The 23,213-nt window shown below is 31.4% G+C and carries 21 protein-coding genes; 8 read left to right on the top strand and 13 right to left on the bottom strand.

The features are described from left to right. Positions 1 to 81: 81 nt before the first annotated feature. Both JM80_RS10570 and JM80_RS10575 read left to right on the top strand, forming a co-directional pair. Positions 82 to 1,665, top strand: coding sequence for a sensor histidine kinase KdpD (locus JM80_RS10570; protein WP_013622843.1), 1,584 nt, complete (start codon positions 82 to 84; stop codon positions 1,663 to 1,665). A 5-nt stretch (positions 1,666 to 1,670) separates the two neighbouring features. Further along, the gene (locus JM80_RS10575; RefSeq protein ID WP_013622842.1) at positions 1,671 to 2,387 is read left to right on the top strand and encodes a response regulator transcription factor; all 717 of its coding nucleotides are present in this window, start codon (positions 1,671 to 1,673) and stop codon (positions 2,385 to 2,387) included. A gap of 48 nt (positions 2,388 to 2,435) precedes the next feature. Here JM80_RS10575 and miaA read toward each other — a convergent pair whose 3' ends face one another. Genes miaA through JM80_RS10610 form a run of 7 tightly spaced genes read right to left on the bottom strand, consistent with a single transcriptional unit; the run spans position 2,436 to position 9,385 of the window. Further along, positions 2,436 to 3,344 (bottom strand): tRNA (adenosine(37)-N6)-dimethylallyltransferase MiaA, encoded by a 909-nt coding sequence (gene miaA, locus JM80_RS10580; protein ID WP_186439784.1) that lies wholly within the window; start codon positions 3,342 to 3,344, stop codon positions 2,436 to 2,438. A gap of 18 nt (positions 3,345 to 3,362) precedes the next feature. Further along, positions 3,363 to 4,208 carry an ion transporter gene (locus JM80_RS10585; RefSeq protein WP_144710024.1) on the bottom strand — a complete coding sequence of 282 codons (846 nt, stop codon included), beginning with the start codon at positions 4,206 to 4,208 and terminating at the stop codon, positions 3,363 to 3,365. Between the two features lie 3 nt (positions 4,209 to 4,211). Then, a complete protein-coding gene (locus tag JM80_RS10590; RefSeq protein ID WP_144710026.1) occupies positions 4,212 to 5,576 on the bottom strand; it encodes an exonuclease domain-containing protein in 1,365 nt (454 codons plus the stop codon). A 20-nt stretch (positions 5,577 to 5,596) separates the two neighbouring features. After that, a complete protein-coding gene (locus tag JM80_RS10595) occupies positions 5,597 to 6,265 on the bottom strand; it encodes a YggS family pyridoxal phosphate-dependent enzyme (RefSeq protein ID WP_034645261.1) in 669 nt (222 codons plus the stop codon). 14 nt (positions 6,266 to 6,279) lie between these two features. Further along, positions 6,280 to 7,518 (bottom strand): DUF1015 domain-containing protein, encoded by a 1,239-nt coding sequence (locus JM80_RS10600; protein WP_013622837.1) that lies wholly within the window; start codon positions 7,516 to 7,518, stop codon positions 6,280 to 6,282. 6 nt (positions 7,519 to 7,524) lie between these two features. Beyond that, positions 7,525 to 8,415, bottom strand: coding sequence for a 3-hydroxybutyryl-CoA dehydrogenase (locus JM80_RS10605; protein ID WP_013622836.1), 891 nt, complete (start codon positions 8,413 to 8,415; stop codon positions 7,525 to 7,527). A 10-nt stretch (positions 8,416 to 8,425) separates the two neighbouring features. Continuing rightward, entirely contained in the window at positions 8,426 to 9,385 is a 960-nt protein-coding gene (locus JM80_RS10610; protein ID WP_034645263.1) for a Gfo/Idh/MocA family protein, read from the bottom strand. 185 nt (positions 9,386 to 9,570) lie between these two features. Here JM80_RS10610 and JM80_RS10615 point away from each other — a divergent pair, with 185 nt between their 5' ends. Next, positions 9,571 to 11,646: a DPP IV N-terminal domain-containing protein gene (locus JM80_RS10615; protein WP_255436754.1), complete on the top strand. Its 2,076-nt coding sequence runs from the start codon at positions 9,571 to 9,573 to the stop codon at positions 11,644 to 11,646. A gap of 88 nt (positions 11,647 to 11,734) precedes the next feature. On the opposite strand, the gene JM80_RS10620 is transcribed toward JM80_RS10615, so the two are convergent. Both JM80_RS10620 and JM80_RS10625 read right to left on the bottom strand, forming a co-directional pair. Continuing rightward, entirely contained in the window at positions 11,735 to 12,148 is a 414-nt protein-coding gene (locus JM80_RS10620) for a DUF6691 family protein (RefSeq protein WP_013622833.1), read from the bottom strand. Positions 12,149 to 12,151: 3 nt separating this feature from the next. Next, positions 12,152 to 12,709, bottom strand: a complete 558-nt coding sequence (locus tag JM80_RS10625) for a YeeE/YedE family protein (protein ID WP_144710028.1) — start codon at positions 12,707 to 12,709, stop codon at positions 12,152 to 12,154. A 188-nt stretch (positions 12,710 to 12,897) separates the two neighbouring features. Here JM80_RS10625 and JM80_RS10630 point away from each other — a divergent pair, with 188 nt between their 5' ends. Continuing rightward, the gene (locus tag JM80_RS10630; RefSeq protein WP_144710030.1) at positions 12,898 to 13,896 is read left to right on the top strand and encodes a metal-dependent hydrolase; all 999 of its coding nucleotides are present in this window, start codon (positions 12,898 to 12,900) and stop codon (positions 13,894 to 13,896) included. Positions 13,897 to 13,949: 53 nt separating this feature from the next. Here the strand turns inward: JM80_RS10630 and JM80_RS10635 are convergent, their stop codons facing one another. Further along, positions 13,950 to 15,356: a rhodanese-like domain-containing protein gene (locus JM80_RS10635; RefSeq protein ID WP_013622830.1), complete on the bottom strand. Its 1,407-nt coding sequence runs from the start codon at positions 15,354 to 15,356 to the stop codon at positions 13,950 to 13,952. A 70-nt stretch (positions 15,357 to 15,426) separates the two neighbouring features. Then, positions 15,427 to 16,062, bottom strand: coding sequence for a Crp/Fnr family transcriptional regulator (locus JM80_RS10640; protein WP_013622829.1), 636 nt, complete (start codon positions 16,060 to 16,062; stop codon positions 15,427 to 15,429). A 195-nt stretch (positions 16,063 to 16,257) separates the two neighbouring features. Here JM80_RS10640 and JM80_RS10645 point away from each other — a divergent pair, with 195 nt between their 5' ends. The 4 genes from JM80_RS10645 to JM80_RS10660 all read left to right on the top strand — a co-directional run bounded on the left by JM80_RS10645 (position 16,258) and on the right by JM80_RS10660 (position 21,450). Then, positions 16,258 to 18,681, top strand: a complete 2,424-nt coding sequence (locus tag JM80_RS10645; RefSeq protein ID WP_222428951.1) for a TonB-dependent receptor — start codon at positions 16,258 to 16,260, stop codon at positions 18,679 to 18,681. Positions 18,682 to 18,766: 85 nt separating this feature from the next. Then, on the top strand, positions 18,767 to 19,093 hold the full coding sequence (locus JM80_RS10650) for a hypothetical protein (RefSeq protein WP_144710032.1): 327 nt from the start codon (positions 18,767 to 18,769) through the stop codon (positions 19,091 to 19,093). Positions 19,094 to 19,096: 3 nt separating this feature from the next. After that, the gene (locus JM80_RS10655; RefSeq protein ID WP_013622826.1) at positions 19,097 to 19,399 is read left to right on the top strand and encodes a hypothetical protein; all 303 of its coding nucleotides are present in this window, start codon (positions 19,097 to 19,099) and stop codon (positions 19,397 to 19,399) included. Continuing rightward, entirely contained in the window at positions 19,399 to 21,450 is a 2,052-nt protein-coding gene (locus tag JM80_RS10660) for a PepSY domain-containing protein (protein ID WP_144710034.1), read from the top strand. The genes JM80_RS10655 and JM80_RS10660 overlap by 1 nt, the downstream gene beginning before the upstream one ends. 33 nt (positions 21,451 to 21,483) lie before the next feature. Here the strand turns inward: JM80_RS10660 and JM80_RS10665 are convergent, their stop codons facing one another. After that, positions 21,484 to 21,843 (bottom strand): pyruvate kinase, encoded by a 360-nt coding sequence (locus JM80_RS10665; RefSeq protein ID WP_144710036.1) that lies wholly within the window; start codon positions 21,841 to 21,843, stop codon positions 21,484 to 21,486. 240 nt (positions 21,844 to 22,083) lie between these two features. After that, complete coding sequence (locus JM80_RS10670) at positions 22,084 to 23,148, bottom strand: hypothetical protein (RefSeq protein WP_144710038.1); 1,065 nt, start codon at positions 23,146 to 23,148, stop codon at positions 22,084 to 22,086. Positions 23,149 to 23,213: the final 65 nt, after the last annotated feature.

The following is a 23,213-nucleotide window of genomic DNA, read 5'->3' on the forward strand; positions in this document are numbered from 1 at the left end:
AACCGTTAAAGTTTAACTGTTAGTGTTAAGGTTAGGTTAAACCGGACAGACTATATATGTTAAAATCTTAATTTTGCCCAAATGAACAAGAAGTTATTGGTTATACTTATTGTGTTGATGACCTTGTCTTTGCTTGGAATTATATTTGTTCAGGCGTATTGGATTAAAAAATCTATAGAAGACAAAGAGGAGCAGTTTTATCAAACCGTATCACAGGTTTTAGATAATGTAGCAGGTAAGATAGAGACTAGAGAAATTAATGAGTACGGAAATAAGTTAATAGCACTTAAAGATAGTGTTGGTAAACCATCTGAATTTCAAATTAGAGATATCTTTTTTAAAGAGATAGATGAAGACTCTAGAGAAGTAACCATTTATAATCACGGAATATTAAAAGAGAATTATAATATTCCACCTTCGTTCTTTGACAATGATCTTTTTAATGATAGTACAACAACTATTACCAGTTACACCAGTAAAACTGTAGAAACAGTTTTTAAGGAAAATTTTGGTATGGATGGTAAAGGATACAGCTTTACGCCAATTAAAACAATAACAAAATTTGGAGATATATCTAGGTTTGAGCGACTGCAGTTTGAAGAAATGTTTAGAGATGCAGCAAACAGAAAACCTATGTATAAGAGGGTTTCTAAGGAAGAAATTAGATCTTCTTTAGAAGAAGAGTTTAAAAACAGAAAAATAGATATTGATTTTGAATTTGGTATTTATAGCAAAGGGTTGCCAACATCTGTAAAATCTAGAAAATTTAAGTTTGACCCCGAAACTGTTAACAGAACACCAATATTTAGAGATAGTGAAGGAAAAACAGATTTTTCATTATTGGTTTCGTTTCCAGAAAAAAAGGAATACTTAGTAGGTTCTATTTTAGGTATGGCTATTATTACCTTTTTATTTACCACAATTATACTTATTACCTATATAGGCGCTATTTACCAGTTAATTAGGCAGAAAAAAATATCAGAAATTAAAACTGACTTTATAAATAATATGACCCACGAATTTAAAACCCCAATTGCTACAATAAATTTGGCAGTAGAGGCTATTAGAAACCCGGGAACTATTGGAGATAAAGAAAAAGTTGGACGCTACCTGCAAATGATAAGAGATGAGAATAAACGAATGCATGCGCAGGTTGAAAATGTATTACGTATTTCTAAATTGGAGAAAAACCAATTAGATATTAGTAAGGAAAGAGTAGATGTGCACGACATAATTGAAGACGCTATAACGCATGTAGAGCTTATTGTAGATGATAGAGGTGGTTATATAAACACACACTTAAATGCAAAGCGTACAGATGTTTTAGCTAATGAAATGCACTTTACAAATGTGTTGGTAAATGTTATGGATAATGCTATAAAGTACTCTCCAGAAGCGCCAAAAATAGATGTGTACACAGAGAGTACAAAAAACAGTATTCTTATAAAAATAAAAGATCAAGGTTCAGGGATGAGCAAAGCTGTTCTTAAAAAAGTTTTTGAAAAATTTTATAGAGAACACACAGGAGATATACATAATGTAAAAGGGCACGGTTTAGGACTGGCCTACGTAAAAAAAATAATAGATGATCACCAAGGTGAAGTATATGCAGAAAGCGAAAAAGGAAAAGGAAGCACTTTCTACATTAAATTACCTATAATTTAATAGATATGGAAACAGTAAACAAGAAAATACTTTTGGTAGAGGATGATCCAAATTTTGGAATTGTTCTTAAAGATTATTTAGGAATGAATAATTTTGACGTTGTTTTAGCTAAGAACGGAATGGAAGGTTTTGAAAAATTCAAAAAAGACATTTATGATGTTTGTATTTTGGATGTGATGATGCCTTACAAGGATGGATACACGCTAGCAAGAGAAATTAGAGAAAAAAATGAGAACGTGCCAATTGTTTTTCTTACTGCAAAAACAATGAAAGAAGATGTGCTTAAAGGGTACAAAGCTGGTGCAGATGATTATTTAAACAAGCCTTTTGATTCTGAAGTTCTTTTAATGAAACTTAAAGCTATTTTGCAAAGAAAGTCTTCTAATACAATGGCAGACAGTAAAAAGTTTGAGTTTACAATTGGTGATTTTAAATTAAATTCTAAACTTAGATTTTTAAAATATAAAGAAGAAGAAGCAGTTAAATTATCTCCTAAAGAAAATGATCTTTTACGTTTATTAGCTTTACATGAAAACGATTTAATGCCTAGAGAATTAGCATTAACTAAGATTTGGAGAGATGATAACTATTTTACATCTAGAAGTATGGATGTTTATATAGCTAAACTTAGAAAATATCTTAAAAAAGATGAGAATGTAGAAATTTTAAACATTCACGGTGAAGGTTTCCGTTTGGTTATTAAAACTGAAGAAGAGTCTTAATTAATAGATATTTATATATAAAAAACCATCCAATTTTGGATGGTTTTTTTATGCTTGTAATTTATCTTCAATTTTAGAAATAATGTTTTTAGGATTGTCGTTAAAATTTACCCAAAGCGTTTCTTTATTTTTATTAAACCAAGTTAATTGTCTTTTAGCAAATCTTCTGGTATTTTTTTTAATTTCAGAAATGGCAAAATCTAGCGTCCAATTATGGTTAAAAAACTGAAATAGCTCCTTGTAGCCAACAGTTTGTAGAGCATTAAGGTTTTGATGCTTTGTTAATGCTTTAGCTTCATCTAACAAGCCATTTTGCACCATAATATCTACCCTTTTGTTAATTCTTTCGTATATAATTTCTCTATCTGCCTTAATGCCAACAGTAATTGTGTTAAACGATCTTTTAGGCTTTTCTTGATTTAAAAAAGTAGAGTAGGGCTTGCCAGAACCAATGCATACCTCTAAAGCTCTAATTAACCTGTGTGGATTATCTTTGTCTACTTTGGTGTAATATTCTGGATCTAAAGCTTGTAGTTTAGTTTGTAAAGCAATAATACCTTTTTCTTCAAATAAAGTGTTTAAATCTGCTCTAACACTAGTATCTATTTTAGGAAAACTATCTAAACCTTTAGTTACAGCATTTACATACAAACCACTACCACCAACCAATATTACAATATCATTTTCTTTAAAAAGTTGTTCTAGTTTATAAAGAGCTTCTTTTTCATAATCGCCTACAGAATAGGATTCTAAAATACTTTTATGTTGAATAAAGTGATGTGGTGCAGCGGCAAGTTCGTTAGTATCTGGTACAGCAGTACCAATAGCCATTTCTTTAAAAAACTGACGAGAATCTGCAGAAATTATATGTGTATTAAAGTGTTGAGCAAGTGTAATTGCCAATTTTGTTTTGCCAATTGCAGTAGGTCCTACCACAGCTATTAGAGTTTTAGTAATCACTATACTTTTTGGGTTTTAATCGTCATCATCTTCTGTTAACTTATAACCACATTTGCGGCAATAGTCTGCATCAGATCTTTTAATTTCACAACTACAATTAGGACAAGATCTACCCTCATCCATTATTTTATTTGGGTTTAAGTTAGATGCATACTCTGCTGATACAATTCCTGTAGGCACTGCAATAACTCCGTAACCAATAATCATAATTAAAGTGGCTAAAAATTGTCCCATTGGTGTTTCTGGAGAAATATCTCCATAACCCACTGTGGTTAGTGTTACAATGGTCCAATATACACTGTGTGGTATACTGTTAAAACCGTGTTCTGGTCCTTCAATTAAATACATTAAAGTACCTAGTAGTACAGATATTATCAATACAAAAAATACAAATACAGATATTTTTGTTCTACTAGCTCTTAAAGCATTAATTAGCTTGTTAGATTCGCCAACAAAGCGCACTAATTTTAATATTCTAAATACGCGTAATAAGCGTAGAGCTCTAAAAGCAGTTAAGTATTGTGACCCAACAAAAAAGAAAGCAAGGTACTTGGGTATTGTGGATAAAAAATCAATAATACCAAAAAAACTAAAAACGTATTTTTTAGGTTTATTAATGCAAATAACCCTTAATATATATTCTATAGAGAATAAAATGGTTACTACCCATTCTGATATATTTAAAAAACGGTGATGTTTAGTATCAAAACGAGGCACACTTTCTAGCATTACAATTATAACGCTATACACAATTAATACAAGCAATAAAATATCAAATAATTTACCGGCAGGTGTGTGTGTGCCATAAATTATTTCGTGAATTTTAGCTTTCCAATTTTTAGATGGTTTTTCGTTTTTCAATGGTTAGTGTAGTTGTATTTGTTGTACTCTTTTATTTTTTCTAAGATAGGTTAAAATTAGGTGAATGGTGTTTTGGGTACTTTTCATATTGGTAATAATAGATTCTAAGATATGAATATTATTTATTTGATGATTTAAATTGTAATATCCATAGCCTTTAAATTCTCCATTTTTAATTAAAATAGCAGAATATTCACCTATTTCTCTGCCTTTATCTTTTATTAATATATTTTTTCCGGCTAGGCTATATGTTTCAATTACCTGTTTTACCCTAGCGTTGTAAACTTCTGTGGCTTCTTTTTTTATACAGGCACCATTACATGTACCATCATCATAATTTCCACAGTTAGTTTTTGCTTCAGAAATATAATTTACCTTGTTGCAAAGTGTAAACTCTTTGGTGGTTTTATGAACAAAATTTTTAGCAGCAATGTAACTGCTAAAAGTACCTATTGTTTGGTCTGTAGTTGTAGTTTTATCAATAAATAAAGACAAGTAGCCATCTTTATTTTCTTTTATAAAAACACCATAATTAAATAGTTTTTTACGTATGCTACTATTGTATTTTGGTTTAACTCTGCGTAATTCTTCGTTTTCTTTTAGAGTAGCAATTAGGTCGTTTCCTGTTTTTTCAAATGTAACCTTACGTGTTTGCTTTTGTAGTTTTTTAGCAACATTAGAAACGCCTGTAAAGTGTTTGTTTACTTTTTTCTTAATATCTGTAGATCTCCCCAAAAAAATTAAATCACCATCTTTATCATACATATAATAAACTCCAGTATCATTAGGTAATTGTTCTACAAGATTTATTTGTCTGTCTGAAAGTTCTCCCATAGAACCTTCTTTTATAACAGTTTTAATAATGCTTTTGTTAGAGTCTTTAGCAAGCAATAATTTAAACAATTGTAATGTAGCAAGTGCATCTCCATTAGCTCTGTGTCTGTCACTAACAGGTATGCCTAGTGAGCGTACCAATTTACCTAAGCTATATGATTCTTTATCTGGTATAAGTTCTTTAGATAGGTTAACGGTACACAAGGTTTTGCGTTCAAAATTATAGCCTAAACGCCTAAACTCGGTTCTAAGAATTCTGTAGTCAAACTGTGCATTATGTGCTACAAGAACTGCGTCTTCTGTAATTTCTACAATCCGCTTGGCTATTTCATAAAACTTAGGAGCGGTACGTAGCATTTTGTCATTAATGCCAGTAAGTTTTACTACAAAAGGCTGTATTTCTTTTTCTGGATTAACTAAACTAATAAATTTATCTACAACTTTATGGCCATCAAATCTATGAATAGCAATCTCTGTTATTCCTTCTTCATTAAATTTACCACCTGTGGTTTCAATATCTAAGATTACGTACATTAAATTTGTTTAGCCTGTTGTTATATATAATTTCTGCTACCAAAAATACTACTTCCTATACGTACCATTGTACTTCCTTGGTCTATAGCAATTTTATAATCGCCACTCATACCCATAGATAGTATTTTTACATCTAAGTTAGTAGATTTTGTGCTTTGTAAAGAAGAGAAAACCTCTTTTAACGTACCAAACTCTTTTTTTACTTGGTTTTGGTTGTCTGTAAAAGTAGCCATACCCATTAGGCCAACCACTTTTATGTTTTCTAATGTTTTAAAAACATCAGAAGATACAAGGCTATTTAGTTCTTCTAAATCTAGACCAAACTTTGTGCTTTCTTCTGCAATATGCATTTGTAATAAGCAATTAATTACTCTGTTATGTTTTTTTGCTTGCTTATTAATTTCTTTTAATAGTTTTAAACTGTCTACACCGTGTATTAAAGACACATATTCTGCCATATACTTTACCTTATTGGTTTGTACGTGACCAATCATATGCCACTGTATGTCTTTTGGCATCACTTCCCATTTCTGGGTCATTTCCTGAATTTTATTTTCGCCAAATATACGCTGTCCAGCAGCATAGGCTTCTTCTAAATCTGAAACAGGTTTTGTTTTAGATACAGCTACAAGTGTAACCGTTTCTGGTAAGCTATTTTTAATTTCTAGTAAAGACTGTTTAATTGACATAATTTTAATTAAAACTAAAATTCATAAATGGTAACACCGCTTCTTAATTTTGGTTCTATAAAAGTGCTTTTTGGAGGCATTTTTAAACCGTCATCTGCAATGCTTTTTAATTCTTCAATATTGGCAGGTATCATACCAAAACCAACTCTAAATTTACCACTATCTATTTTATTAACTAAACTTACAATTTCTTTTTTACCACTTAAGTAGTCTATTCTATTATTTTTACGAACATCTGTAATGCCAAGAATAGGTTTTAAAATGGTATTGTAAAGTAATTGCGCATCTAATTTATCTAAAGAATTTTTAAACGTATAAATAGATTTACGTAGGTGTAATGAATAAAATTCACCATCTAAATACATACTAAAATGATGTTTTTTATTTGGTTTGTATGGTATAGCACCTCTGTTTTCTATACGGTAAATAGCATCTAACTGTATTAAAAACTCTTCTTTAGTTAAACCATTAAGATCTTTAACCAACCTATTAAATTCGTGTATTTTAAGCTCAGACTCAGGAATAAAGTAACTCATAAAAAAATTATAATTCTCTGTACCATTATGGGCTTTGTTTTGTTCTTTACAGTCTAAACATAGTAATTCTGATGATGAAGATCTGTGGTGACCATCTGCAATATATAGTGTTGGTATATTTTTAAAAGCATTAACAATGGCGCTTATAGCTTCTTTTTCTGTAATAAGCCAAAGGTAATGCGTGTCTCTATACGTTGTGGTAAACTCATATTCTGCACGCTCTTCTTGTTTCTTTTTTATGATAGAAGAAACCTCTGTATTGTCTGGATAAGTAATAAGTACAGGCTCTGCATTAAAACCAACAGTTTTTAAATAGTCTTTAAAAACAACCTCTTTGCTAGCAATAGTATCTTCATGCTTTTTAATGATGTTATTTTTATAATCTTCTACGCTTGCGGCACCAACAATGCCATTAAACACTTGGTTATCTCTGTCTACAACTTTATAAATGTAAAAATAAGGAGAAGCATCTTGTGTAAAAACACCATCTTCTTTAAATTCTGAATACCTGTTTTTTACCAATTGATAACGCGCTACACCAGATATTTCTTTATCATACTTATAACCAGGATTTACAATATGTAAAAAAGAATACGGGTTATGGTCTAGCCTGGCTTCACGCTCTGCCTGAGTGTAACTTTGGTAAGAACGTGAAGCAACCAAACTAACCTTATCTCTGGTTGGGCGTACAGCTTTAAACGGTTTTATATTTGCCAATGCGTATTATTTTGCAAATTGAGAAGCTACTTTTTCTGCTTTTCTAGATTCTGAATAATCATAAAAACCTTCTCCAGATTTTATACCTAATTTTTTAGCCATTACCATATTTACTAATAGTGGGCAAGGTGCGTATTTAGGATTTTTAAATCCGTCGTACATTACATTTAAAATGCTTAAGCAAACATCTAAACCAATAAAATCTGCTAATTGTAATGGTCCCATTGGGTGTGCCATACCTAATTTCATAACGGTATCAATTTCTTCTACACCAGCTACACCGTTGTAAAGAGTTTCTATAGCCTCATTAATCATTGGCATTAAAATTCTGTTAGCAACAAAACCAGGATAATCATTAACCTCTGTAGGTGTTTTTCCTAATTTAGTAGACAACTCCATAATAGTAGCAGTAACCTCATTAGACGTGTTGTAACCTCTAATAATCTCTACCAATTTCATAATAGGTACAGGGTTCATAAAGTGCATACCAATTACTTGCTCTGGTCTGTTGGTAACCGCAGCAATTTGTGTAATAGAGATTGATGATGTATTTGTGGCCAAAATAGTTTTAGCGTCACAAATAGCATCTAAATCTTTAAAAATCTTTAGTTTTAAGTCTACATTTTCAGTTGCAGCTTCAACAACTAAATCTACACCGTTAACACCATCTGCAAGTACAGTATGTAGTGTAATATTAGCTAAAGTATTGTTTTTATCTGCTTCAGATATTTTTTCCTTAGCAACCATTCTGTCTAAATTTTTAGTAATGGTAGCTAAGCCTTTATCTAAAGATGCTTGTGCAATGTCTATTAAGTTTACCTTGTAATTATTTTGTGCAAAAACGTGGGCAATACCGTTACCCATTGTACCTGCACCTATAACTGCTATATTTTTCATTTTATGTATATTAAAAAGATTCTATAATTTGTAAAGCTACTCGTAATGCATTTGTTCCTTGTTCTAGTGTAACAATAGGAGTAGTGTTGTTGTTTATGGCGTCTGCAAAAGTTTCAAGCTCGTCTAAAATAGCGTTGTTACCTGCAACCTCAGGATTTTCAAAATAAATTTGTTTCTTTTCTCCTTCAGCGTTTTGTAAAACCATATCAAAATCACCCGCTTGTTCTGGTGCATCTTTCATTTTTACAACTTCAACCTTTTTCTCTAAAAAGTCTACAGAAATATAGGCATCTTGCTGAAAAAACCTTGATTTACGCATATTTTTTAATGAAATTCTACTAGCGGTTAGGTTTGCAACACAACCATTTTTAAACTCAATACGTGCATTAGCAATATCTGGAGATTTACTAATTACAGATACACCACTTGCGTTAATACTTTTAACCTCAGAATTTACTACACTTAAAATAGCATCTATATCATGTATCATTAAATCTAAAACCACAGGAACATCTGTACCACGCGGATTAAATTCTGCTAACCTATGTGTTTCTATAAACATTGGGTTTACAATACTATTTTTTACCGCTGAAAAAGCAGGGTTAAAACGCTCTACGTGTCCTACCTGACCTTTAACATTGTGCTTGTTTTTTAGTTCAATAAGTTCTTCGGCCTCTGCCAACGTATTGGTAATTGGTTTTTCAATAAAAATGTGCTTTCCTTTTTCTATGGCTTTTTTAGCACAATCAAAATGAGATAGTGTAGGTGTAACAATATCTAAAACATCTACAGCATCCATTAGTTTATTTATGTTATCAAAATAAGTATAACCAAATTCGGCTTCAACTTTTTTACCATTAATAACATCTGGATCATAAAACCCTACTAAAGAATATTTTTCTGATTCGTTAAGCAAACGCAAATGGATTTTCCCCAAATGACCTGCTCCCAAAACTCCAACTTTAAGCATAAAAATCAATTTTCAACAAAAATAGGGATAATGTTTGTTCTATGGTTTATGTGTTTAAAAGTTTATGTAGGTAGAATTAAAAAAATGATAGAAAAGTGGTTTAAACGTGTAACTAATTTTTGGTAATAGTTACAGATTAGTATAATAATTGTAAATTTAGCAATCAAATTAAATACTCAAAAAGAATGAAAATGAACACTTTTAAAGCTGCATTTTGTGCAGTATTATCTTTAGGTACAATTACAGCCGTATCTGCGCAAGATAAACTAAAGGAAATGCCTGGTTATGAGCAGTACATAGAAATAGCACCGCAGATTAGAAGGTCTATAGTTACTTCTCCATCCTATGTGAAATGGAATAATGAAGGAACTGCTTTTCAATACAAAAAAGACGGTGAAACCAAAGAGTTTACTATAGGTAAAGGTGAAGCTACTGCTACAACTAAGTTAAAAGATGATAGGTATGCAAAGTGGGCTAACAGGCCAGCTCGTGGCAGACAATATGCCTCTGCTGAGTCTCCAAACGGAAAATACAAAGCATTTACTAAAAACAGAAATATGTTTTATAGTAATGCAGACGGTTCTGATGTTGTTGCAATAACTACCGAAGGTAATGAAGAAAACCAATTAAAGTTTGGTATTGCTACTTGGGTTTATGGAGAAGAATTAAGTCAAAACACCGCAATGTGGTGGTCTCCAGATAGTAAAAAGGTTGCTTTTTACAAGTTTGATGAAAAAGAGTCTAAAAAATACTATGTGTTATACAACCAAACACAAATACAAGATTCTGTAGAGATTGAAGCATACCCTAAAGTAGGCGCTAAAAATTTACCTGTAGATTTATTGGTGTATGATTTAGAAACTAAAAAAATTACTGAATTAGATCTTAGAGACGGTAAACCTTATAACGATGGTGATTTAGGTACTTATATTTATGACATTAGCTGGACACCAGATGGTAAAGAATTATTGTACCACAGTACAAACCGTAAGCAAAATATTATGGAGCTTAGAGCTGCTAATCCAAATACAGGAGCGTCTAGAACTGTAATTAGAGAAGAGTGGTTGCCAAGTTATACAGAAAACAGTCCTGAAATGCACGTTTTGGATAATGGAAAGCAATTTATTTGGGCATCTGAGCGATCTGGCTTTAATAATTACTATTTATATGATTTTAGCGGAAAATTAGTAAAGCAATTAACAAAGCATAATTTTGAGGTAGATGGTATTGTTAGCATAGACGAAGCTAAAAAAGTGATGTATTATACTGCGCGTAGTGGAGAAAACCACATGAAAATACAGTTGCATAGTGTAAAATTAAATGGTTCTGGAGATAAAAGATTAACAGACCCTTCTTTTCATCATACTGTATATATGGCGCCAAACCATAAGTATTTTGTAGATTTTGCAGAAACACACAATACTGCACCTGTAACTAACTTAAGAAGTATAAAAGGAAAAAAAATAGCAGAAATTGGTACATCAGACCTATCAGAATTTAATAAGCTAGGTTTAAAAAAGGTAGAAGCTTTTACTTTTACATCTGCAGACGGTAAAACGGAGCTTCACGGATTATTACACTTTCCTTCTAATTTTGATCCAAATAAAAAATACCCACTTCTTTTAAGTAATTACGGAGGACCTGCAACTAATGAGTTTACAGAACGTTTTACACCACCTAACGCATTAACAGAGTTTGGCTTTTTAGTAGCAGAAGTAGACGGAAGAAACGTTAAAGGTAGAGGTAAAAGGTTATTAGATAATTTATACCAAAACTTAGGTTTTACAGAGATGGATGATTTTGCTGCAGGTATAAAATCTTTATATAACAGACCTTATTTTAATAAAAACAAAGTAGGTGTTTATGGTACGTCATATGGTGGAACTACATCTGCAACCTTACTATTACGTTATCCAGATGTTTTTCATGCAGCAGTTGCAAACTCTGCTGTAACAGATTGGCGCAATTATGACAATGTGTATACAGAGCGTTATATGGGCTTGTTAGATGAAAATAAAAAAGGATATGAGGCAAGTAGCTTAATTACTATGGCTAAAGATTTAGAAGGAGAATTAATGATTTTCTTTGGTACTAGTGATAACAATGTACACCCAGCAAACTCATTACAATTTATAAAAGCATTGCAAGATGCTGGTAAGAGTTTTGAAGTGCAAATTGGTCCGGATAAAGGACATACAGCTATGGATACCAGAAGAATGATGGAATTTTTTATAGAGCATTTAGTTTTGGATAAAGAGTAAAAACACCCTCTTAATTTTTAAACTAAAAAAGGCTTCATTGTAAAATGAAGCCTTTTTTGTATCTTGTATACTGGTTTATACAGCATTTTTAATGGGGTAATTTATCTCTTACAATACCATATAAAAATGTACCTAACACGGCAAAAACTATTACAATTAAAATAGGAGCAAAACCAGCACCTACTAAAGTAAACATTGGGCCAGGACATGCGCCAGCTAAAGCCCAACCAAGTCCAAAAATAATGCCGCCAAAAAGGTATCTGCTAACGCTTTTGTTTTTAGGAATAAATTTTATTTCTTCTCCATAAGCAGATTTTACTTTAAAACGCTTAATAAGGTACGTAATTACAACACCAAGCCCAACAGCAGAGCCTATAATGCCATACATATGAAAAGATTGCATTTGAAACATTTCATAGATACGAAACCAAGAAGCTGCTTCAGACTTAAACATTGTTATACCAAACAATATTCCAATAAGTAAATATATAAATGTTCTCATAGCTTAAAATATTAAAGGGAATAAAACGTGAATCATAAATAAACCGCCAATAAAAAAGCCAATAACAGCTATTAAAGAAGGTAGTTGTAAGTTACTTAAACCAGATATTGCGTGCCCAGATGTGCAGCCACCAGCATACCTTGTTCCAAAACCAACTAGTAGCCCGCCTATGGCTAAAATTAAAATACTTTTTATATCTGTTAATGCTTCTAAACCATATAGTTCTGTTGGTAAATACGCATTTCCTGCGCTAGAAAAGCCCAATTCTTGTAATTGCTCTACAGTCTCAGGGTTTATGGCTACAGCTGTAGATTCTGTTAAAAAGTTTGCTCCTATAAAGCCACCAATAATGGCTCCAATCATTACAACTAAGTTCCATTTTTGACTTTTCCAATTAAACTTAAAAAAGTCCGATTTTTTATCAGCTCCACAAATCGTACAAAGAGTTCTTAAGTTGCTAGACATACCAAAGTTTTTACCCACAAAAAGTAGTAAAAACAGCACTAAAGCAATTAGCGGGCCAGACACATACCAAGGCCAAGGTTGTAAAATTAATTCCATTTTAAATTTTAATAATTATTTGATGCGTTGCAAAGAAACTTCATTTCACAATAATAGAAAGTAACTTAGGTTACCAAGAGTATAATATATTTAATGCAGCGCCTAAATGTAATAGTTATGCTTTACTTCTGCTTATAAATATACTTTATAATTTTAAAGATGTAGTTTTGTGTAGCTATAATTTATATATGGATTCTTTAACACAAATAGTATTAGGAGCAGCAGTAGGAGAGGCTGTTTTAGGAAAAAAAATAGGAAATAAGGCAATGCTTTATGGTGCAATTGCAGGTACAATACCAGATTTAGACACCTTTGCATCTTTCTATACAGATACTGTTACGGGCTTAGAAATACACCGTGGTTTTACACACTCTGTATTATTTTCTGTAGTATTTGCCCCAATTTTTGCGTGGTTAGTAACAAGGTATGAGAAGTATAAAGATTTTAGAGGTTGGTGTTGGCTTTTCTTTTTAGCATTTGTAACGCATCCAATTTTAGATGCACATACAACTTGGGGAACACAGTTGTTTTGGCCATTAAATAACCGACTAGCATTTAAAACTATTTTTGTTATAGACCCATTGTATACAGTTCCTTTTTTGGTGTTTGTAATTCTAACAATGTTTCAGAAAAAAGAAAGCTTAAAGCGCAAAAAATATAATAGATTAGGTTTAATAATAAGTAGTAGTTATTTACTATTAACCTTTGCTTTAAAGGGTGTTGCTTTTTATCAATTTAAAAAACAATTAGAAGAACAAAATATAGTATACTCACAAATAGAAACAAAACCATCTGCTTTAAATACTATTTTATGGACAGCAAATGTAGAGACTGAAGATGCATTTTACATTGGCCATTATTCTTTTTTTGACACCAAGCCTATTTTGTTTTCTAGGTATAATAAAAATTATTTTTTAGTAAACGATTTAAAAGATAACCCAAAAATGCAACGTATGATTGCCATTAGTAAAGGATGGTATACTATTGATACATACAAGGACTTTTTATATTATAACGATTTACGTTTTGGTACACTAGGTTTAGATTATAATGATCAAGATTTTGTGTTTAGGTATCAAATACATAAATATGGTAATGGAAGCATTTCTTTTAGTGAAATTCCAAAAAATAGAACTCAGGCTAAAAAATTACTAACTGATTTATGGGAGCGTATAAAGGGAAATTAGTAAATAAAAAAAAGCTAAAACACTAATTAATTAGTGTTTTAGCTTTTGTGTTTTTATAAAGTAGATGGGCAAACATAGTTGCTTATTGGTATTTTTGTTTCCTTTAAGGCAGCAATACCTCCGTTTACATTAATAAGGTTATGTATGCCTCTACTTTTTAATATAGAAGCGGCTACCATACTTCTGTAACCACTAGCACAGTGTATGTAAAAGTTGTTGTTAGCAGGGTACTTTTTAAGGTATTTATTAATAAAATCTAAAGGAGTATTTACTGCGTTAATTACGTGCTCAGACAAAAATTCGCTTTCCTTTCTAACATCGTAAATTTTTGTAGAATCTTTTACCTCGTTACTTAGCTTTTCTGCTGTTGTGCAGCTAACAGTATCATACTCTTTAGCAGCTTTTTTCCAAGCGTTAAATCCGCCTTTTAGGTATCCAAGCGTATTATCAAAACCAACTCTAGATAATCTAGTGACTGTTTCTTCTTCTTTACCCTCTGGAGCAATTAGTATTATAGGTTGCTCTACATCTGCAATTAGTGCACCTACCCAAGGAGCAAAACTACCATTTAAACCAATAAAAATAGATCTGGGAATATGGCCTTTGGCAAATTCATCTTGGTGTCTTACATCTAAAATTATGGCGCCAGTATTGTTAGCTAATGCCTCTACCATATCTGGGTCTAATTCTATTGTGCCACGTTTTATAATATTTGCTATATCATCATACCCTTCTTTGTTCATTTTTACATTTAAAGGAAAATACTCAGGAGGAGGTAGTAAACCATCTGTAACCTCTTTTATAAACTCTTCCTTAGTCATATTTTCACGTAAGGCATAATTTGTCTTTTTTTGGTTCCCTAAAGTGTCAACTGTGTCTTTACTTAAATTTTTTCCGCAGGCAGATCCAGCCCCGTGTGCAGGATATACTAAAATAGAATCTGCTAAAGGCATAATTTTGTTTCGTAAACTGTCGTATAAAAAGCCTGCCAAGTCTTCTTCTGTAATTTCGCCTGCTTTTTGTGCTAAATCTGGCCTACCTACATCACCTAAAAATAGAGTGTCACCACTAAAAATAGCGTGGTCGTTTCCGTTTTCATCCTTTAGAAGATACGTAGTACTTTCCATAGTATGGCCAGGCGTGTGTAAGGCTATAATGGTTATATCACCAACTTTAAATTCCTGATTGTCTTTAGCAATAATAGCATCAAATGTAGGATCTGCTTTAGGTCCGTATACAATAGGAGCTCCAGTTTTTTGAGCTAATGTAACGTGTCCACTAACAAAATCTGCGTGAAAATGAGTTTCAAAAATGTATTTAATAGTAGCATTATTTTCTTCTGCTCTTTTAGTGTAAGGAGAAGTTTCTCTCAAAGGATCTATAATAGCCGCTTCACCATTACTCTCTATATAATATGCCCCTTGTGATAGGCAACCCGTGTATATTTGTTCTATAATCATAACATTGTAGTTTAATTTGGACTACAAACTTATGAGTTATTAATTTGTACAACAGTAACTTAGGTTACATTTAACTAATGTTTATAATTTTTATGTGATTTCTGTGTAATTCTATTTTTTCTAACTTTTCTAACTTCTTTAGTAATCTAGAAATCACCACTCTAGAACTATGTAGATCATACGCAATTTCCTGATGCGTATTTTTAATAATAGAACTATTAGTTACCCTTACCTTTTCTCTTAAGTAATTTAGTAAACGTTCATCCATTTTTAAAAAAGCAACACTATCTACGGTAAGTAGCAACTCATTAATACGGTTATGATAACTTTCAAAAACAAAATCTCTCCAAGATTTGTATTTAGATGTCCAAATTTCCATTTTTTCTATAGGAACCATAATTAACTTAGCATCTGTTTCTGCAATAGCTCTAATTTCACTCTTTTTTTGCCCCATACAACAAGCCATTGTCATAGTACAAGTTTCTCCTTTTTCTAGGTAGTAGAGTAGTAGCTCATCTCCTTCAGTATCTTCTCTAAGTATTTTTATGGCACCAGATACAAGTAAGGGCATAGACTTTACGTAGTCGCCAATTTCTATAAGTTTAAAACCCTCAGGAACTTCTTTATAAGTAGCCACTTCAAGAATTTCTTGTAGTAATTGGTCTTCAAATAAAGTGCCGTAGCTATTTTTTAATTCTTCAATCATAGTAACATCAAAGTTACTTAATAGCAAATAATGATAGTGTTAAAACGCTAAATTTTCACCTTTTTATTTTAAAATCGATGTTAACTCCCTCTCCTTAAGTTTATTTAGAATTAATAAAAATAATTCTTGTTTTGTAACTAATCCTGATTTAAGTTTGCAACACAAAATTATTTTAAATCAATCTAAATAAGAATAATGAGAAATTTAATGACCTTAGTAATGTTATTGGTAGCAACAATTGTAGCTACAGCACAAAACACTACACTAACAGGTAAAGTAACAGACGTAGATAATACCCCTTTAATGGGTGTAAATGTATTAGTAAAAGGAACAGCTTTAGGAGCACAAACTAATTTTGATGGTGCATTTAGTATAGCAAATTTAGAATCTGGCACCTACACGGTTCTTGTATCTTACTTAGGTTATAAAACTAAAGAACTGCAGGTTACAATTACTGCAAACACAGAAAATACATTAGAGATAGTACAACTATATGAAGGAAACGAAATTTTAAAAGAGGTAGTTGTTAATGGAGAACGTAGAAATAAGTTTTCTAGAAAAGAAACAGCCTATGTGGCAAAATTAGCTTTAAAAGATTTAGAAAATACACAGGTTTACAGTACAATAACCTCAGATTTATTAGTGTCTCAAATAACAACAAAGTTTGATGATGCTCTAAAAAATGCAGTTGGTGTAGACAAGTTATGGAGCTCTACAGGCCGCGGAGGAGACGGATCTGGATACTACAGTATTCGTGGTTTTAGCGTGCAGCCACAATTGGTAAACGGTATGCCTGGCTTAACAAATGGAACAATAAATGCAGCAAATATAGAGCGTATAGAGGTTATAAAAGGACCATCTGCTACATTGTTTGGTAGTTCTGTAACATCTTACGGAGGTTTAATTAATACAGTTACTAAAAAGCCATACAAAGGTTATGGTGGTGAAGTATCTCTTACAGCAGGTTCTTACGGTTTAACAGTACTTTCTGCAGATTTTAATACTGCTTTAGATAAAAATAATGACATCTATTTTAGGCTAAATACAGCTTACCACACAGAAGATAGCTTTCAGGATGCAGGTTTTAAAAAGTCGTTTTTTGTAGCACCATCTTTATCATACCGTGTAAATAATAAATTATCATTTTCATTGTATGCAGAAATTACAGAAGCAGAACAAACAAATGCCACTTCGTTATTTTTAAACAGAGCAGCACCATCTGCATCTTCTAGTATTTCAGAATTGGGCTACAATAATAAATTATCATACACTTCTAATGATTTGTCTATAGAGAATCCTACATCTAACTACAGAGTAGAAATGGATTATAAATTGTCTGACACTTGGCAATCACAAACTATTTTGTCTAAAAGTAATACCTCTTCTAACGGATATTACTCTTATTTATATGAGTACGGAATTTTAGAGCCTAATACATTTTCTAGAATGATAAATAAAGAAAATGGAAAAACAAATACTACGGACATACAACAAAACTTTATTGGAGACTTTAAACTAGGAACATTACGTAACAGAGTTGTTGCAGGTTTAGATTATTACCAAGCAACAAACATAGACCAAAGTTCTGGTTTTTCTTTTTACGGTAACGTATTACCAAACGGAGATACAAACGGTGATAACCCTTTTACACCAGAAGTAGAAACAGATACTTACCCATTAACAGAAGCAGGAGTATTGTCTGTTTTAGCAGCACAAACAGCAAACAATATAAAATCTAAAACAAGTACTTATAGTGCTTACGTGTCTGATGTATTAAATATTACACCAGCTTTATCTGCAATGGCAAGCTTACGTGTAGATAGGTTTGATAATGAAGGTGATGTAACTACAGATGCAGATGACTATGCACAAACAGCTTTTTCTCCTAAGTTTGGTGTGTTGTACCAACCAATACTAGATAAATTATCGGTTTTTGCTAATTACCAAAACGGATTTACAAATATTGCGCCTAGTTTAGTAGGTGACCCAGCAGATGGCCCGCAAACGCTAAAATCTTTTGATCCAGAACAAGCAAACCAATTAGAGTTTGGTATAAAAACAAACCTATTTAACGGTAAATTAAATGCTACAGTTAGTTATTATGACATTACAGTGTCTGATAAAGTAATGACAGATCCAACATCTGCATTTAATAAAATACAAGACGGTGAAGTAGAAAGTACAGGTATAGAGATAGAAATTAATGCAAACCCAATTAATGGTTTAAATATAAAGGCCGGTTTTAGTAATAACGATAGTGAAATTACAAAGACTGATAATGCAATATTAGCAGGTACAAGACCTTTAGAATCTGGAGCAGAAACTCTTTATAACCTTTGGGCAAATTATGAGTTTCAGGTGGGAAGTTTAGAAGGTTTTGGACTAGGTTTTGGTTTAAACGGAGCCAGTGAAAGTTCTATTATTAATTATGGACCAGGAGGTACTTTTGATTTGCCTAGCTACACTATATACAATTCATCAGTTTTTTACCAAGCAGATAAATACAGGGTAGGATTAAAACTTAATAATATGTTTAATGAAACATATTACAAAGGGTGGACAACCATTACACCACAACAGCCAAGAGCATTATTAGCAAACTTCACATATAAGTTTTAAAAATAGTTTAAGTTGGATTTTTGCAGTAACATCTTAGTCTGGAGTTGTACCAGGCTAGGATGTTTACATTAAAAAAAAATAAAAAATGACCGTATTAATTTTAGTAACCACCCTTGCTTGTTTGTTGCATTATAGCACCTCTAAACGTGCTGTAATTACAAAAGAATTTAAACTATTATTTTGGTTACATAACAAACAAAAAAGTGTAAAAATAGCAGCAATTGTACTTTTTGTATTCGGTTTGTTTTTAGCTATTTATACATTTGGGTTGGGAGCAGGATTTATAATTTTTACAATTTTTTTAATGCTAAGTTGGAGCTTAATAGTGCTATTAGCTCCTTTAAAAATTGTAAACTACAAATTACTAACACTACTTTTTTTAGTAGCCTTTTTATTAGAAAAATCATTATAAACTATGCCGGCAAATTCTAAATATTTAACAACAAATCCTTGGCAGCAATTTGCAAAAATATCTGCAGGTATTGTTGGTGGTTATATTGTAACATCATTAGTACATATAGCATTAGCATTATGGTTACCAAACCCTAAAATAGTATTGGCAACGTCTATATATACCATATTTATAGTTTGGGGTGCATTAATGATTGTTCCTTTTTTATTTAAAAACGGATGGTTGGTTTGGCTAGTATATTTAGGTCTAAGTCTACTTTTAGCACTAGCAATTTATTTTGGAAAACTTAATTCCCCTTTAATATAATGAGTAAACGTAATTACAATGTTTTTTTTCATACACATACCGTTAGTGGTATTGTAATTAGTGTAGCCTTATATATTATATTTTTTGCAGGAGCCTTTGCGCTTATTAAGGATGAAATTACTGCTTGGGAAAAAGGAAACACAGCAGAAATTTTAGCTCCTGAAGATATAGATTTTAATAGGCTTATAAAAAGTATAGAGGCAGAAGGCCATACACTTTATGGTAGAGACATACGCATAATACCAGCAGATGCTAAAAAAGATATTTACGTACAGCTAACAGACTCCCAAGATACTACAGTAGTAAATATACCAGAAAAACCAACTTATTTTTATGCAGATCAAGAAACCTATAAAATAAGTGAGTATTATTCTTTTTATAGTGTAGGAGAGCTATTGTACAGGTTGCATTTTTTTCATCAATTACCAACAATAGGTATTTACATAGCAGGTTTTGTAGCATTGTTTTTTTTGTTTGCTATAGTAACAGGGGTTATTGTGCATTGGAAAAAAATGGTGTCTAACTTTTATGTTTTTAGACCCAAGGCAAAATTAAAAATGGTTTGGACAGATGCACACACGGCATTAGGCGTAATAGGTTTGCCTTTTCAGTTTGTATATGCAGTTACAAGTTGTTTTTTATGTATGTCTGTTTTTGTGTTGTTACCAGCAAATTATGTGTATAATAATAACCAAGATAAGCTTTTAGAGGATATACGTCCAATGATGAAAACTTATCCGTTAGAAGAAAAGTTAGATACTGTTTTAGACGTAAATTCTTTTATGGCTAAGGCCGATAAAAAATGGGAAAACTTTACAGCACAGCAAATTTATATTAAGAGCTACGGAGCAACAACTATGATGTTTCAGGTTGATGGTTTATTAGGCTCTAAAGAAAAGTTTTTAGGTAACGGAAGAGTCGTTTATAAAATGGCTACTAATACTATAGAATCTGAAAAAAGCCCTTATGTAAACAGCTATGTAGAAGATGTAGAACTTACCATACGTAAACTGCACTTTGGAGATTTTGGTGGTATGTACTTAAAGGTAATATACTTTATACTAGCATTAATCACTTGTTTTGTAATTATATCTGGTGTACTTATTTGGTTAGAGGCACGTAATAAAAAAAATATATCTGCAGCAAAGCAATTGTATAATAGGCGAGTAGGGCACGTGTATTTGGCCATATGTTTAAGTATGTTTCCTATAACAGCATTGTCTTTTATAGCATCTAAACTACTACCAAGAGAGTTAGATGCAAGTAGGCAAACCATTTTGTATCTCGTATTTTTTGTAGGCTGGTTGCTATTAACCATTTACTTTAAAAGTAAAAGAGACAATTACATTACCAATAAATATAGCTTGTTATGGGGCAGTATTTTAGGATTTTTAATACCAATAGTTAATGGCTTGGTATCTGGCAATTGGTTTTGGAAAACCTTTGCAAACAATCAATTAGATGTTTTTACAATAGATGCCTTTTGGTTGGTGTTAGCTTCGGTGGCTTTGGCTATATATTTTAAGTTAGAACGTAAAGTACCAAAGGTTAGTCACGCTAAACTAGTAGCAGAATACCAGAAAACAGTTTTAGAACAAAGAAAAGAACAAGAAAATCAATTAGAAACAGGAGAAGATCAATCTAAGAAAATAAAATTTATGAGAACAAAAATTTCAATATTCTGGCTATTAATAGTAGTAGGCTTTATTATACACCACGTTTACGGTTTATTTGGCGTGTATTATAATGAGAGTTTAATGATAGAAGGCGCTACAGGAGATGTACCAGTAGATCACCACTTGTACCGTATATTTTTTGAAGGCATTGCAATGCTTTTTTGCATAGCAACATTAGAAGTATCTAAACAATGGTTTAGATTAACCTCTATAATATGGGCAATTTTATTAGGTATTTTTAATGTATACCATTTTATAACAGCTATAGTTTATGAGGCTACAAACATATCAGAAATACTAATATTGGCATTAATGGGAGTTGTAAGTGTATTATTAGTAAAAACACTACTGCAATGGCGTAAAGAGGTAGTTTAGCTTATTATTACAATAAACAAAAAAGCATTTAGGTTATTCTAAATGCTTTTCTAATTCTTTAAACTTTCTGTGAATAAACATAATTTCTTTTAAAGTAAATTGCTTTTCATGAAACCAGTCATGGGCTTCAATTTTGGCATTCTCTACTTGTGCATCTCTAATGGCTTCTATAGTTACAATATGCCAATGTGCACCTTTGTTTTTAGAAACCGGATAGCCAACATCACTAATAATATAAGATTTACGAGGCTGATTTACCAATCTAACACCGTTTTTTAAAACAGCTAAGGTTTTGGTAAGTGAAATAACCTCAGAGAAAGAGTAACGTGCAAAGTCGTTAAAACCGTCTCGTTTTACATTAAAAAGCTTATCGCCAACTTCTAAATATCGCATAATTTATTTTACAAAGAGATCGCAAAAATAGAATGATTATCCCTTTTTTGCTTTACTACCAAGCACTACTTATTAACAATGGTAAGGGTTTTGTAGCTATTAAGCTGATACTGATAATTTTTAAGAGTTATTTTTTTATTTAATTATAGTAAATTAGTTTCTTCAGCTAGCGCAACTATTTTGCTTATTTGCCTACTCTTTAAGCCACGAGCGTGACGCTCGCGCTAGCGGGGCATCGAACTAAATTAAATCAGTTTCTTCTTTTTCAAAAATATGAAGAGTTCCACCTGCTGTTAATACAGTAATCATACTATCATTTACCTTAATTTTATCTATATGATACCAGTTATCTTCATTAGAATTTTTTTTGGGATCTTTTAAGAGTTCATAATAATCTATAATCTTATTTGTTTTAAGGTCTAAGACAGCCAATATACTGGCTATTAATGTTTCTCCTTGCTGTATAGCTAAGTATAATTTATTATTATGAACAACACTAGATTGGTGTTTAATACTCCAATTATTAGCAGGAAAAATATTGTTTAACGTTATTGTTTTGCACTCCTCTGTATCTAAATTAAAAATACTTAACGTTTGTATGTTATTAAAAATACCAGAAGTTGCAATAACTTCTTTGTTATTGTTAGTATATAAAAAGCCTTTAAGGCTAGGTATTTCTTTGTGTACTTTGCCAGTATCTGTTTTTATTACAATACTTCCTACGGCGTTTAAACTGCTATTTGCAAAAGATAAAAACAACAAATTATCTATTATCAATAACTCGTTAGAAATTAAGTGATTGTTAATTTGTTTAGTATACTGTTGAAAGTTAAAACTCCACACTTCTTTTCCTGTATCTAAATAATAACAGTTTATATCTGTGTCATTTTTAGAAAGAAATGTTTTATTTTCTAAAATTTTCCAAATTCCGTTTAAGCCATAGTTTATAGGGTATTTTTTTGAAGTTTTTAAATTTTTTAAATTTAATATTAAATTAAATTTCACCCCATTCTCCCGACTAACTCCAATGATATAGTCATCATTTATAATACCAGAAATATTTTGGAAACTAATTAAAGTATCTAGTTCTATTATCGAATTACTGATTAAATTATATAAAATCGTATTTTTTTGATTCCAATCAATATAAATTAAATAGTTTTTGATACAAACAAAAGATTTAATACTTAAAATCTTTTGTTTTTTGCCATTATTGCTGATAATAAGTTCATTGTTCTCTTTTAAAGTAATCAATTTACTATCATCTAGTAGTTCAAATTGTTTTATTTCAGTGTAAATTTTCATTTAAAAATTAAATTAAAACTATTGATATCGTTTAAAGCTTCAGTAATTGCTTGTGATATTTCCCC

The organism is Cellulophaga sp. RHA_52, from assembly GCF_007827205.1.
Lineage (GTDB): Bacteria > Bacteroidota > Bacteroidia > Flavobacteriales > Flavobacteriaceae > Cellulophaga > Cellulophaga lytica.

Excerpts from the sequence above, each read along its gene's own strand:
- JM80_RS10590 (WP_144710026.1), bottom strand. The coding sequence starts at position 5,576 with ATGTACGTAATCTTAGATATTGAAACCACAGGTGGTAAATTTAATGAA.
- JM80_RS10660 (WP_144710034.1), top strand. The coding sequence starts at position 19,399 with ATGAGTAAACGTAATTACAATGTTTTTTTTCATACACATACCGTTAGT.
- JM80_RS10615 (WP_255436754.1), top strand. The coding sequence starts at position 9,571 with ATGAAAATGAACACTTTTAAAGCTGCATTTTGTGCAGTATTATCTTTA.
- JM80_RS10670 (WP_144710038.1), bottom strand. The coding sequence starts at position 23,148 with ATGAAAATTTACACTGAAATAAAACAATTTGAACTACTAGATGATAGT.
- JM80_RS10630 (WP_144710030.1), top strand. The coding sequence starts at position 12,898 with ATGGATTCTTTAACACAAATAGTATTAGGAGCAGCAGTAGGAGAGGCT.
- JM80_RS10595 (WP_034645261.1), bottom strand. The coding sequence starts at position 6,265 with ATGTCAATTAAACAGTCTTTACTAGAAATTAAAAATAGCTTACCAGAA.
- JM80_RS10645 (WP_222428951.1), top strand. The coding sequence starts at position 16,258 with ATGAGAAATTTAATGACCTTAGTAATGTTATTGGTAGCAACAATTGTA.
- JM80_RS10605 (WP_013622836.1), bottom strand. The coding sequence starts at position 8,415 with ATGAAAAATATAGCAGTTATAGGTGCAGGTACAATGGGTAACGGTATT.
- JM80_RS10575 (WP_013622842.1), top strand. The coding sequence starts at position 1,671 with ATGGAAACAGTAAACAAGAAAATACTTTTGGTAGAGGATGATCCAAAT.
- JM80_RS10650 (WP_144710032.1), top strand. The coding sequence starts at position 18,767 with ATGACCGTATTAATTTTAGTAACCACCCTTGCTTGTTTGTTGCATTAT.
- JM80_RS10625 (WP_144710028.1), bottom strand. The coding sequence starts at position 12,709 with ATGGAATTAATTTTACAACCTTGGCCTTGGTATGTGTCTGGCCCGCTA.
- JM80_RS10620 (WP_013622833.1), bottom strand. The coding sequence starts at position 12,148 with ATGAGAACATTTATATATTTACTTATTGGAATATTGTTTGGTATAACA.
- JM80_RS10570 (WP_013622843.1), top strand. The coding sequence starts at position 82 with ATGAACAAGAAGTTATTGGTTATACTTATTGTGTTGATGACCTTGTCT.
- JM80_RS10635 (WP_013622830.1), bottom strand. The coding sequence starts at position 15,356 with ATGATTATAGAACAAATATACACGGGTTGCCTATCACAAGGGGCATAT.
- JM80_RS10640 (WP_013622829.1), bottom strand. The coding sequence starts at position 16,062 with ATGATTGAAGAATTAAAAAATAGCTACGGCACTTTATTTGAAGACCAA.
- JM80_RS10655 (WP_013622826.1), top strand. The coding sequence starts at position 19,097 with ATGCCGGCAAATTCTAAATATTTAACAACAAATCCTTGGCAGCAATTT.
- JM80_RS10610 (WP_034645263.1), bottom strand. The coding sequence starts at position 9,385 with ATGCTTAAAGTTGGAGTTTTGGGAGCAGGTCATTTGGGGAAAATCCAT.
- JM80_RS10665 (WP_144710036.1), bottom strand. The coding sequence starts at position 21,843 with ATGCGATATTTAGAAGTTGGCGATAAGCTTTTTAATGTAAAACGAGAC.